The sequence below is a fragment of the Candidatus Poribacteria bacterium genome, assembly GCA_028820845.1.
GTDB lineage: Bacteria > Poribacteria > WGA-4E > WGA-4E > WGA-3G > WGA-3G.
The window spans coordinates 243,853-256,679 of record JAPPII010000114.1; the positions used below are offsets into that span (position 1 = coordinate 243,853).

The 12,827-nt window shown below is 49.5% G+C and carries 10 protein-coding genes; 7 read left to right on the plus strand and 3 right to left on the minus strand.

Annotated features, from left to right (window positions below; translation table 11 throughout):
* Nucleotides 1–40: 40 nt before the first annotated feature.
* Entirely contained in the window at nucleotides 41–1,519 is a 1,479-nt protein-coding gene (locus OXN25_21535) for a M81 family metallopeptidase (protein MDE0427445.1), read from the minus strand.
* Between the two features lie 187 nt (nucleotides 1,520–1,706).
* Here OXN25_21535 and OXN25_21540 point away from each other — a divergent pair, with 187 nt between their 5' ends.
* From OXN25_21540 to OXN25_21565, 6 genes are all read left to right on the plus strand, one after another.
* A complete protein-coding gene (locus OXN25_21540; protein MDE0427446.1) occupies nucleotides 1,707–2,666 on the plus strand; it encodes an aldo/keto reductase in 960 nt (319 codons plus the stop codon).
* Between the two features lie 69 nt (nucleotides 2,667–2,735).
* Nucleotides 2,736–4,196: a sulfatase-like hydrolase/transferase gene (locus OXN25_21545; GenBank protein ID MDE0427447.1), complete on the plus strand. Its 1,461-nt coding sequence runs from the start codon at nucleotides 2,736–2,738 to the stop codon at nucleotides 4,194–4,196.
* A gap of 168 nt (nucleotides 4,197–4,364) precedes the next feature.
* Complete coding sequence (locus tag OXN25_21550; protein ID MDE0427448.1) at nucleotides 4,365–5,759, plus strand: CotH kinase family protein; 1,395 nt, start codon at nucleotides 4,365–4,367, stop codon at nucleotides 5,757–5,759.
* Nucleotides 5,753–6,694, plus strand: coding sequence for a hypothetical protein (locus OXN25_21555; protein ID MDE0427449.1), 942 nt, complete (start codon nucleotides 5,753–5,755; stop codon nucleotides 6,692–6,694). Before OXN25_21550 ends, OXN25_21555 begins: the two co-directional genes overlap by 7 nt.
* Nucleotides 6,695–6,757: 63 nt before the next feature.
* Nucleotides 6,758–8,707, plus strand: a complete 1,950-nt coding sequence (locus tag OXN25_21560; protein MDE0427450.1) for a hypothetical protein — start codon at nucleotides 6,758–6,760, stop codon at nucleotides 8,705–8,707.
* A gap of 152 nt (nucleotides 8,708–8,859) precedes the next feature.
* Complete coding sequence (locus OXN25_21565) at nucleotides 8,860–9,831, plus strand: DPP IV N-terminal domain-containing protein (GenBank protein MDE0427451.1); 972 nt, start codon at nucleotides 8,860–8,862, stop codon at nucleotides 9,829–9,831.
* Nucleotides 9,832–9,849: 18 nt separating this feature from the next.
* On the opposite strand, the gene OXN25_21570 is transcribed toward OXN25_21565, so the two are convergent.
* A complete protein-coding gene (locus OXN25_21570; protein ID MDE0427452.1) occupies nucleotides 9,850–10,983 on the minus strand; it encodes a mandelate racemase/muconate lactonizing enzyme family protein in 1,134 nt (377 codons plus the stop codon).
* 116 nt (nucleotides 10,984–11,099) lie between these two features.
* Here OXN25_21570 and OXN25_21575 point away from each other — a divergent pair, with 116 nt between their 5' ends.
* Nucleotides 11,100–12,005 carry a phytanoyl-CoA dioxygenase family protein gene (locus OXN25_21575; protein MDE0427453.1) on the plus strand — a complete coding sequence of 302 codons (906 nt, stop codon included), beginning with the start codon at nucleotides 11,100–11,102 and terminating at the stop codon, nucleotides 12,003–12,005.
* A gap of 30 nt (nucleotides 12,006–12,035) precedes the next feature.
* On the opposite strand, the gene OXN25_21580 is transcribed toward OXN25_21575, so the two are convergent.
* Nucleotides 12,036–12,602 carry a hypothetical protein gene (locus OXN25_21580; GenBank protein ID MDE0427454.1) on the minus strand — a complete coding sequence of 189 codons (567 nt, stop codon included), beginning with the start codon at nucleotides 12,600–12,602 and terminating at the stop codon, nucleotides 12,036–12,038.
* Nucleotides 12,603–12,827 lie beyond the last annotated feature (225 nt).

Here is a 12,827-nt window from a genome sequence, read left to right on the forward strand (position 1 = left end):
ATATAATTTCCATGAATTTCCCTTCAACCCAACCTACGATTCACTTTCCATAAATAACACTTGAATCGAGCGGATAGATCGGTCGTCGGACCTTTTGGTAGTCGTAACTGAAAAGGTTCGGGCTGTGAACGCCAGGGGTGTCTACGTCCAAAATCTGATGTGCGATTGGGGTGTAGTCTGCTCGGAAATGGACAGCGGATTTGAGGGCGATGAGTTTACGCGTCTGCGGTTCAATCCCGACACTCCGAAGCACTTCGGCATCGTAAGGTTGGATCCGCCTTTCCGTTAAGACAATCTCAACGCCGCCGATTTGAATAACAGCCGTTCTTCCCATGTTCCCAGCAGTGCCCCGCCCCATCGGACCCTTAAGGGTAAATCTGCCGTTAGAGAGTGTTTTGACGTATCCCGTGAGCGTTAGGGGTGTGCCGTGTTGTGTGTCCGTTTTCCCGCCGACATTCAGTTGGACGTTGTTTCCAACGCCTGCTTCGATGGCTTGTCCAATCGATTCAGGGTCTGCAATCACCGCTACCACAGCATCTTGCACGTCTGCTGCTATGAACTTCTGTAGAATCGTTGTGCCGTCACAGGGACCGCCACCACCCGGGTTATCCGCCCCATCGGCGAGGACAATCGGTCTGCCGTCTGTCTGGTTGGCGATTTCGATTGCGCCTTCAACGGTATGTAGATTGAATGTGAACTGCTCGCGCATGTCCCATATCTTGGAGGCGAACCGGTCAGCATAAGCATCAGCGAGTGCCGTATCCCCGTTGGTCGTAACAAGGACTGAAACGCCAGCGTCCGTTATATCGGCAAACGGGAAACCCATAGAGAGGGTTGCCGTTACGACACCCGGCTCGGTTTCAAGGGCGTGAAGTGCCTCGATGACACCCGTCATTGGGGGTTTCATTGTGCATTGTGCAGGGGGTGCGGTCAGTAAAGGAAGTTGACGGTATACCATCGTCGGCTGAATCTTGCCTTCGTTCATACCAAAGAGGAGCTGCCCGGCTTCAAACCCGCGTTCGTAGCAATCTACGTGTGGGTAGGTGTCGAACCCGATAATAATGTCGGAGTAGTCCGCCATTTTAGCGGTGATATTGGCATGCAGATCGAGCGTTGTAACAATCGGTGTCGCACCGACTCTTTCGCGCACCGCCTGAATCAAGTCCCCTTCTGCATCTTCGAGTGCGTCTGTTACCATCGCACCGTGTAAATCGAGAAGTACGCCGTCAAGGTCTCCGGCGTTCTGCAAAAGCGTGAGGAACTCTTCCTTAAGCGTTTGATAAGCGGCATGCGCTACCATGCCAGAGGGTGTCGCAAATGCCCACAGGAGTGGAACGGGTTGTAAATTGAGTTGCGCTGCGATGTCAAGGAAACCACCCGTAATTGTTCGGGTGCCTCGGAACGCTGTGATAATTGCGTCACCGCGATGGTAACTCCCCTTTTTAAAGTTATCAATAGTTGTCACGACGGGTGAAAATGTATTCGTTTCATGTCCGATACAACCGACTGCAATCCGCATAGTCTATCCCCTTCAGGCTTGGGTCCTTCGTAAATTTGAGACAAATATACCACATCTTTGTCAGTGTGGCAAGCAGAAGTTTGTCGGATTTTTGTTCAATGAAAAGCAAAGATTTGATAGAATGATGAATAAGAATTTTTAACTGCCAGATTTCAGGTCCTCAAGATTAAACAGTAGGAGTACTACTATGGAATATACCTATCTCGGTCGGATTGGATTGCGGGTGAGTCGTCTCTGTCTCGGCACCGTTAATTTCGGCAGACATGTGTCCGAAGAAGATACCTTTCCGGTGTTGAGTCACGCACTACAAGCCGGCATTAACTTTTTCGACACCGCTAACATCTATAACGACGGTTTAACGGAAACGATTATTGGCAACTGGTTGGCGGAAGATAAAAGTCGGCGCAATCAGATTGTTCTGGCGACCAAGTTATATGGTCAGACGGGTGAGGGCCCAAATGACGGTCGTTTGTCGGCGTATCATATCCGTCGGGCGTGTGAGGAGAGTCTACGCCGTCTGCAAACCGATCACATAGACCTCTACCAGATGCACCATGTTGACCGCCGTACACCGTGGGATGAGATTTGGCAGGGGATGGAGCAGTTGGTGCGTGAAGGGAAAATTTCCTACGTCGGCAGTAGCAACTTTGCTGGATGGGACATTGCGCACGCGCAAGGCATCGCTGCGCAACGCGATTTCCTTGGACTCGTCTCAGAACAGAGCGTGTATAATCTCCGGAGTCGGATGGTTGAGCTTGAAGTGCTTCCGTGTTGTCGGAAACTCGGTTTAGGCGTGATTCCGTATAGTCCGATGGGCGGTGGGTTGCTCTGCGGTGTGTTGGACAATCCCACGACTGGACGGCGCGGTAGGGAGTCGAACAGACAAACGATTGAGAGACATCGATCACAGTTTGAAGCTTATGAAGCACTCTGTGCATCAATAGGGCAACCACCGGCTAACGTCGCATTGGCGTGGGTACTCAACAACCCGGACGTTACAGCACCGATTATCGGACCGCGGACGATTGAACACCTTGAGGAAAACTTGTCCGTCTTGGAATTGAAATTAGATGATGAAGTCCTCGCAAAACTTGATGAGATTTGGGCGGGTCCCGGTGGTGAAGCACCAGAGGCGTACGCGTGGTAGAATAGCCATTGGCAGTTAGTCACTGGTTTCCAATAGCCAATAGCCAACAACGATAAAAAAGGAGAAAAGATGTCAGATCGTCCAAATATCTTGTGGTATTGTACAGACCAACAACGTTTCGACACTATCGGAGCGTTAGGGAACCCGCATATCAACACACCAAGACTTGATGAATTTATGGGTCAATCTGTCACATTCACGCACGCCTATTGTCAGTCTCCGATCTGCACACCGTCTCGTGCGAGTTTTATGACCGGTATGTACCCCTCAGCCGTAAGCGTTACTGGCAACGGTAACCCCGTTTTCCCCGAATATTACGAAGATCGGCTGATTACATACGCCCTTGCACAAGATGGTTACGACTGTGGATTGATTGGAAAGCTCCATCTCGCGAGTGCTTTCGAGGTCCAAGAGCACCGTGTAAATGACGGGTATCGCTACTTCCAATATAGCCACGACCACGGCAAGCCGAACGCACTTGGACACGAATACGCAGATTGGCAACGCGCACAAGGGGTTGACCCCGCAGCATTGATAGCAGGAAAGGCAGTGGCGCAAAAGTATCCAGACAACAGTGGATACATAAAACCACCGACCCCGGATTGTGATAATGTGCCGCCGCACCTGCATCAGACCTATTGGTGTACCGAAAAAACGATCGAATTTATAGAGAAAAACCGCCGCGAAAATCAGCCGTGGTTGCTGAGTCTCAACCCGTTTGATCCACATCCGCCATTTGATGCACCTTGGGAATACTATCAGCGATATGACCCAGAAACGCTGCCCGGTCCGCACTTTCAGGAGAGCGACATCGCCTTTCAGTCGAAATTAACGGATGCGGGTATTGATTTTCAATCTCAGGCGAAACCGCCTGCGGAGTGGGACGACAAGCGGATGCAAGCGTCTTATTACGCTATGATTGAGCAACTCGACCACGAATTTGGACGGATCCTCGATTATCTTGATGCTAACGGGCTCCGCGAGAACACGATTGTCATCTTCACATCCGACCACGGCGAGGCACTCGGCGACCACGGATTGGTATACAAAGGGTGTCGTTTCTATGAAGGCTCCGTGCGGGTACCGTTGATGATTTCATGGCCCGGACAGTTCTTGCAGGACGTTCAAAGCGATGCGCTTGTTGAGTTGCTTGATATTGTTCCCACGCTGTACGATGCGTTGGGTGTGGATATTCCGTATTACGTGCAGGGTAAATCCCTCGCGCCCCTGTTACGCGGTGAAGTCCCTGCCAGTGAGCATCGGGAGGCGGTACGTTCTGAATTTTTCGGCGCAATCGCATTTCCAGATCAGACGCATGCCACGATGTATCGCGACCGACGCTGGAAACTTGTTACGTATCATCAGAAGGGGATTTGCGAACTGTATGACCTCGACAACGACCCGTGGGAACACAATGATCTCTCGGAGCATGCCGATTATCAATCCGTCAAGTGGGAACTGATGCAAAAGAGTTTCGATAGAGCCATCTATGCGCATCCACAGATGATACCACGGACGGCTTCGCATTAGTGCCATAAACTGTTTTTTCTAAGATTATGCAACCTTCCTGCCGCCGAAGTGTGTCTTATAGTAGATTCCAAAAGTAAGTTTACACTACAAACGGAACCCACGCCCTGCTGGCGAGATTTCCTAATCTCGCCACTATAAATAGGAACAACTCTTATCGCGAGGTTATGAATGGTGTACCGTTATAAAAGGAACATACTTCTATTTCTCGGCAGCGTTATATTATTCATGGCTATCGGTTGCTTTGCTAATGCTGTGCCGTATACATCGAATTTACCGATTGTGCTTATTGATACATTTGGGAAATGGATTCCTGACGATCCGAAAATTCCTGCGCGGATGAAGATTATTTACGATAAATCCGGCGGTAGAAACGCCTTGGACAGTCGGCATGTCGATTTTGAAGGCAGGATTGGTATAGAGGTTCGGGGAAAAACGTCGCAGTCGTTTCCAAAGCAACAGTACGGTTTTGAAACTCAGGACAATGCTGGCAACGACAAAGATGTTTCGTTGTTGGGATTGCCAGCAGAATCCGACTGGGTGCTGAACGGTCCGTATTCGGATAAAACCCTCATGCGGAACCACTTGGCGTACGAGTTCAGTAATCGGATTGGTAGATATGCGAGCAGAACGAAGTTTGTTGAGGTGTTTCTCAATGATACCGTTGATACGAGGACTGGTAGCAAGCATTACGTCTACGTAGGTGTTTATCTGCTGATGGAGAAGATTAAGCGCGGGAGAAAACGGGTTAATGTTAAGTCCCTGAAACCGTCGCAGAACGGACCCTCGGAAATTACAGGTGGGTATATCCTCAAGATCGACAAAATGGACTGGTATGACACCTATTTCACCACCCGTTACGGCACGCAGTTGATTCATATCTATCCGAAAGGACGCGAGATGTCTGCTGCTCAAAAAGTGTGGATTCGAGAGTATATGAACGCATTTGAATCGGCGTTAGCGGGCAAGGATTTTGCGGATCCAAAACACGGATATGCCAAGTATATCGACGTAGATTCTTTTATCGACCATTTCATCATCAATGAACTTTTCAAGAATACCGACGGATTTCGGAACAGCACATATATGTACAAAGACAGGAACGCCAAGCTAAAGATGGGACCCGTCTGGGATTTCAACCTATCAATGGGCAATACGGTTTTCTATGGCGGTTGGGAAACGGACAATTGGCTTATTGATACAAACCCTGTTCCGTTCTGGTGGCGGCGACTGTTAGCGGATGAGAACTTTAAACAGCGGCTCGTCAAGAGATGGGAAACGCTTCGGAAAAATGAACTCGCCACTTTGAAGCTCCTTGACGAGATTGACCGAACCGCTGAATATTTGTCCGAGGCACGAAAACGGAACTTCCAAAAGTGGCGGGTGCTCGGTTACCGTGTTTTTGGGAATCCGGGTCCGTATTTGCCCACGTATGAACAGGAAGTTCAGGAATTGAAAAGGTGGTTACAGGCTCGGTTGACGTGGATGGATAGCAATATCGACTCGCCTCGACAATCGGGAGTTATTCGTCAACCGCCAGTCAGACAGAGGAGAAACCGATGGTAGATGCGCGAAAAGAGGCTATCCCGTTTGAGTTCTTCGCCAGTTTTAAAAGAATCGAAACAGGGAATCCAATCATTTCACTTCCACCGCCGCTCTGGGCAGCGGCAACCCACGCCATTGTCATTGAGGAGACGGTCCACTACATCTGGTGTAAACGCGATATCGGTGTTCGCTGGTTGATAATGCACGCCACAGCACCCATTGATAACCTCACCGACATCACGCAGGACCCACGTAACCCTATTCTTGAACCTTCAGAGGATGGGTTTGACGATCAAGCCGTCGAATACCCTTTCCCATTCTTAAATCCTGCTGATGGCAAGTTTTACATGTACTATCGCGGGAAAGGCAAAACGACCCCTGAACAGACAGGTCTACTTGTGAGCGATGGAGATATGGGTCAGTGGCAGCGTGTTCAGGACACCCCAGTCATTCCTGCAGATACGGAACACGAAGAAGATGGATCAACGCACCCTTCGGTTGCGATAGCCGGTGACACGATTCACATCCTTTATACTGCGAAAGCGACGCGGTCGTTTGAAAAAGGACTAACGATGTGCCATGCGACGGCACCGACGAGTAATCCAGCATTGGTCACGAAAAACCCTGCCAATCCTGTTTTTAAAGGGACCGGGCAGGCGTGGGATAGGCAAGCAGTTCGTGAAACCGAATTGTTCAAGGGACCAGAGTACTTTCATGTTATCTATGGCGGGTATGATGGCGAAGTCTGGCGAATGGGGCATGTTCGGACTCGCGATTTTCATACTTTTGAGCCGAACCCGGACAACCCTATCTTCACACCATCGGACGATCCGAATGCGTTTGATTGTGATAGTGTCTTGACAGGTCAGATCTTTGAAGTCGGCGACACGTACGCTATGCTCTATGCGGGTAAAAAGGGGCAGGAGTGGCAGACGGGTTTGTGTACAATCCCGTAGGGACTGGGTTACCCAGCCCTAACAAACGATTTTTAGTTCCGAAAAAACAAAGTGGGCTTTTTTATGCCGAGTTTTGGCTTGCAAGCTGCGCCAAAAGTGATGCGGATGCGGGCGGTTCTAATCGGTTTGGCGTTAGTCATTCTGCAGACAGCGATTACCCCGTATAACGACTACTACCTCCAAGGGACGGATATCTCTGGAAATCATTTTCCTTTGGGGGCAGTGTTTACGCTGATTTTTCTCACCTTTGTTATCAATCCGATTCTGAAAAAGGTATTTCCGCGTGTTGTGCTAAGTCCGGCGGAGTTGATGCTCATCTGGGTCATGATGGGTGTCAGTTCAGCGATTCCATCGAAAGGGATGATCGGTTACTTGCTTCCCTATATAGCGGCACCGGTCTATTTTGCGACACCTGAGAACGAATGGGCGGAGGCACTGCATCGCCACTTTCCTGAATGGCTTATTGTCTGGGACGAGGGTGCTGTTGCTGATTTCTATGATGGGGAGTCGTTTGTTCCATGGATACTCTGGGCAAAGCCACTCATTGTTTGGACAGCGTTCATTCTCCTGCTCTATGCGCTGATTATCTGCGTATCCATCGTTTTACGGAAACAGTGGGTCGAACGTGAGCGGTTCATCTTTCCGCTCGTCACTGTGCCTGTAGAGATGGTTCAGCAGACCTCAGCGCGTGGGAGTCTGAATGGTGTTTTCACGAATCGGCTGATGTGGGTCGGATTTGGACTCGCTGCTTTTTTTCATCTCCTCAATGGACTGCACGAGTATTTCCCTGCGCTCCCGCGTATTCCGAATCGGTATGACCTATATACCCCATTCACGGAACGTCCATGGATTGTGATGGGGTGGTGGCCCCAATTTCGGTTCTTTCTCTATTTCTCCGTTATCGGCATAACGTACTTCCTCGCGATGGACGTGTCGTTTAGCTGCTGGTTTTTCTTTCTCTTCTTCAAACTACAATACATTATTATCAACGCTTTTGCTATCCCAATTAGTCCGTGGATCTCTGCAAGGGGACAGACGATGGCTGCCTATTGCGTTATGGTCATCGCGTTCCTATTGAACAGTCGCGTCCATATAAAAGACCTCCTGAAGCGAACGTTTTTGGAGTCTGCTGCTACCACAACGATTGACGACGCAGATGAAGTGTTACCGTATAGATCGGCAGTGCTGGGAACGGTTCTGAGTTTCATACTCCTCGTGGGTCTCTGCGTCTACGCTGGCATGTCGCTTTGGGTCGCGTGTAGCATTATTGTGCTCTTCCTGATCGCTTCTACGGCACTGTCATGGATGGTGGTCAACGGCGGGATGTTACTGATCCAGGCACCGATGTATCCTGTCGAATACTTTGAGATTACAACCGGCTCAAGAATTATTGACGCAAACAGTTTGGCTCTCTTAGGGTTTCAGCGGGTGATGATGCGAGATTGGGGCGGTATTTTGATGCCGAGCGTGCTACACGGTTTCAAGGCGGCGGATCCGTTTCGATTAAGTCGCAGAAGCGTTCTCGGTGCGATGGTGCTTGCTATCGTTGTTGCTATCGGCGTTTCATACGCTGCGTCGTTGCCCTTGATTTATGACAAAGGTGGTTTAAATCTCCAAAGGGGGCCCTTCATCGGCGCGCCGAGATACTTCAACCATATCGTTTCGTTGATTCAGTATCCGAAAGACCCGAAGTTGGGAGAGGCGTACAGTATGCTTTTAGGAGCCGGAATCACAGGCTTTCTCCTGATTATGCAGCGCCAGTTTATGTGGTGGCAGCTTCACCCCATTGGATATGTGATGGGTGCGGTTTACTCGTCCTATTTTCTTTGGTCTTGTATGTTTATCGGCTGGTTTTTGAAGTATTTGGCACTGAAATGGGGAGGCCTCGGGTCCTATCGGAGATTTCGACCGCTATTTATGGGGTTTATTGTGGGTGAGTTTGGGATTGTCGGGATTTGGATGGTGCTTGGAATGTTTACTGGCGTGAATTACCAAGGGGCATTACCCGGGTAATTTTTGTTCACTTCCAATTCTATGAATATTTTTTATTTTTCTTCAGATTATGCACCTTTTCCGCTCCAAAATTGTGTCATTAATATATACGGTGGATCCTATAATCACTTATACACGTCCGCATATCTTTGTAGCATAAAAGGAGCAAAACCGTGAAATTAACATTTCCTAAGCGAATCGCATGGCGGGTCTTTATACTCCTGATGAGTCTTCTTGTGGTATTCGTGAGTCAGTTAACCGCCGCCCCTATGAAGATTGCCTTTAACTCAAGTCGGGATTTCGCTGATTTTCGAGCGAATATCTATGTGATGAATGTTGATGGGACGAACCCTGTTAGACTCACCAAAGGTCGGGCATCAAGTAGCGGTCCCACTTGGTCTCCGGATGGGAAACGCATCGCTTTTACCTCGAGCCCAAATAGCGTTTATGACATCTATGTGATGGATGCCAATGGCTCCAACCTCACCAATCTCACACGAGGTCCGACGGGCGACTTTGGTGCTTCATGGTCTCCAAATGGGAAACAAATTGCCTACGGCTCAAACCGAGGAAACGAGGAAATCTATGTGATGGATGCCAATGGTACCAATCAGATTAATATCTCACGCCATCCGAAAGCAGATCGTCACCCAGATTGGTCTCCGGATGGAACACGAATCGCCTTTACCTCAGACCGTGATGGTGATCGTGAAATTTATGTAATAGAAGTTGAGAGTGGCAAACTAACTCAACTGACGAACAACCTGGAGCCTTGGGACAGGAAGGCTGCCTGGTCTCCGGATGGCAAGCGAATTGCCTTCACTTCAGGCAGAGATGGTGATTTTGAGATCTATGTGATGGATGCCGACGGTTCCAATGTTGTGCAGCTGACGCATAACGTCCGGGCTATGGATGATCATGCTGATTGGTCTCCGGATGGAACCCAAATCGCTTTCACTTCAGACCGAGAAGGCGAGTTTGAGATCTATGTGATGGACGCCGATGGCTCGAATCCCGTCAATCTCACTCAAAATCAGATAGGTAGAGATAGGGCTCCCACTTGGCAGCCGATACCCGCATCGTTCGCAGTTTCACCACAAGAGAAATTGGTGTCCCGGTGGGCAATTCTCAAAAGCAAGTATTAGTGGTAAATGGCGTAGGATTTAGATGATACCGAAGTGGTCGGATCCCGGCATTAGGTGTTCTCTGGCGATATCTGCGTTTATCTCGACTCCCAATCCTGGCTTTTCCGGCACGACGAAGACGTTATCTTCCATGAGCGGTGCATCGGAAATTGCGAGGTCCCATCGCCATTCAACCTGATCGGCGTGATACGGGAGTTCCATAACGATGAAGTTCCGAACAGCGGCACAGACGTGTGCCGTTGCGGTCATCCCAATGGGTGATGTGATATTGTGTGCCGCAAAAGGTATGTAGTAGAGGTCAGCAAGGTCAGCAATCTTTTTCGCCTCAAGTATGCCACCTGTGCCAGATACATCAACGTGAAGCATATCGCAGGCTTGCGTTTGGATGAGTTCTCGAAAACCGTCGCGTCGGAACAGGAATTCGCCCGTACAGATTGGAATAGAAGTCGCCGCAGTGACTTTCGCCATTGCTTCAACGTTATCATTCGGCACAGGGTCTTCCAAGAACATCAGATCAAACGGCTCTAAACGTTCAGCAAGTTTCATCGCCGAATGCGTGCTGAATAGACTATGACAGTCAATGCTAATGTCGATGCCATCGCCTGCGGCCTCGCGTGCAGCGGCGACCAACGCTGTCATTTTCTGTAATTCTGCTGTGCTTAATTCCCGATTGACCGCGTCCTGTTTGAGTTCGTTTGCGGAGTTATCGATGTCAAACTTGATGGCTTGGTAACCGTCCGCAACGCCTTCTCTGGCGCGTTGTGCCCAGCCTTCGGGTGTATTCCCTTTTCCGTGTCCGACATCGGCGTAGAGTCGGATGCAGTCGCGATATTTCCCACCCAAGAGTCGATAGACCGGCACGCCGAGGCTCTTTCCGAGCAGATCCCAGAGCGCGGTTTCTATCCCGCCGATCGCCGATAGACCCATAGCGTATCGGTTACTCGCTGCACCAATCATGCGGTTGTAGAGCGGTTCTATGTTTCTCGGATCTGCGCCAACGAGTATCCGCTTGAATTGCAAGATAATTTCAGCGATTCCCGCCCCGGGGTGCGCTTCGCCTAATCCTGTCAAACCTGCGTCTGTTTCAATCTGGACGTAGTTCCACTGTTTATAGCCCCTTAGCGTCATCGCTTTTACATCGGTGATTTTCATATCCACTTCCCTTCGTATGAAATTAATTAAAAAAATCGATAGGTATTGCGTTTGCTGCGCATTCATGATAACATATCTCTTGAGATTATGCAATAGCGACAGAAGGAGACTGACTAATGACGGATCAAGAAATCAAGGCAGCTTATGAACGTGACGGCTATGTGGTACGCAAAGATATTATTGACGACCAAGATTTAGAACCGATGCGCGACTTCATCAAGGCGAAGGTTGATGCGTATAGTCGCGAGTTGTATAACAAGGGCAAGTTAGCGTCGCTATACGAAGACGAATCTTTTGAGAGACGCTACGCTGCGATCTGCGAAAAGTTGGATATATTGCCTCGCAACTGGAGTTTTGGTGTATTTGGACGCGAGTTATATGATCTCTACAACCTCCCGAGTGTTCTTGACGTGGTCCGACTTCTGTTGGGTCCTGAAGTCTCGAATATCGGCACACCTGCGTTGCGGACGAAACTCCCTCGAAGTGTGATTACCTCGTTCCCGTGGCATCAAGACAGTCAATACTTCGACCAGTCGGTTGTCGAAAAAAAAGAAAAGCACACAGGCGGTCTCCACATCGTTACGGTGTGGGTGCCGTTGGTTGAAGCGACAGTCGAGAACGGGTGTTGCTGGGTTATTCCGGGCAGCCACCATTGGGGTTTACTGGACGGTGCGCGAGGTGCTGATATGAACGTCCGAATGGAGGAAGATGTCGAAGCACGTGGCACACCAGTTGCCATCCCCCTTAAACCCGGTGGTGCGTTGTTCATGTCAAATCTTACCGTACATACCAGTAAGGTGAATACGACGCGGAAATCCCGCTGGAGCATTGACTTCCGCTATTTCCCTACGCCAGATCGGGCTGAGTTAACTGCTGAGGCGCGTGAGGCTGCCCAGTTCATAAAAAATAAACAATTGGCAGGCGGTATATTGCCGCTTGTTGTACTCACTGAAGGTCATAAACCGACATGGGAGGAGTGGGAGGCGGAGTTCTCGGCACTGCAAGCCAGTAGGTTGGGTTGATCCAACTTACTGACTGCAGTCGAACTTACCCTAAAAATAGGCATGTATGCCCATTCCTACGTAAACACCCGCGATACCTTTAGATTCAGTGTCGGTGTTTTCTCTGCCAAACCCTTGACCGACTGCTACGTTCAAGCCGAGCGGGATACCGCCGAGTGAAAATACAAGCTCGCCTCCAAAAGCGAGTCCGCCCCCTAACGTCGTAGATTTGACAATCTCGTCACGCAGGTCTGGTTCTTTTTTATACCGCCAGCCCCCTTCTAAGGTGAAATAGAGGCGGGATGTATGCCACCTACCGTGGTGCTCAAATATGGCGTACGAAACGCCACCCCCGAACATGTGATCGCTATTCTGGTCGTTAAGGATAAAACGTCCAACGGTTTGAAGGTATATCGGTGCCAGTCCGGTATAGCGGAAACTCAGTCCGCCAAAGGCAGAGGTGGCTCCCTGAAGTCCGATACCAAATTCTGAGTGATCCGTGAGGAATTTGTCTTGCTTTACATCATTATTAGTATGGTCAGCGGCTTGTGCCTGAGCTGAGAAACTGAGGGTTATTCCTACGAGAATGCAGGTTAGGGAAAAAATTATGCGTTTCATTGTTTTTCTCCTTTTTTAATGGCTATTGGCGAATCAACGGTATGAATGCCTTATGGCATTCTCCGGGCTATCAGTTGTCGGTAAAGAGATATTCACGGCAGTAAAGATGTTCGCAACCGCCACAAATTTGCCTACTGACAGCAGACAGACAACCGAAAGTTGGCAGCTATTTTATCACTCTTCCCGCCAAGACCCCATGCTTTAGCTTGCGGGATGTAGGCGGGT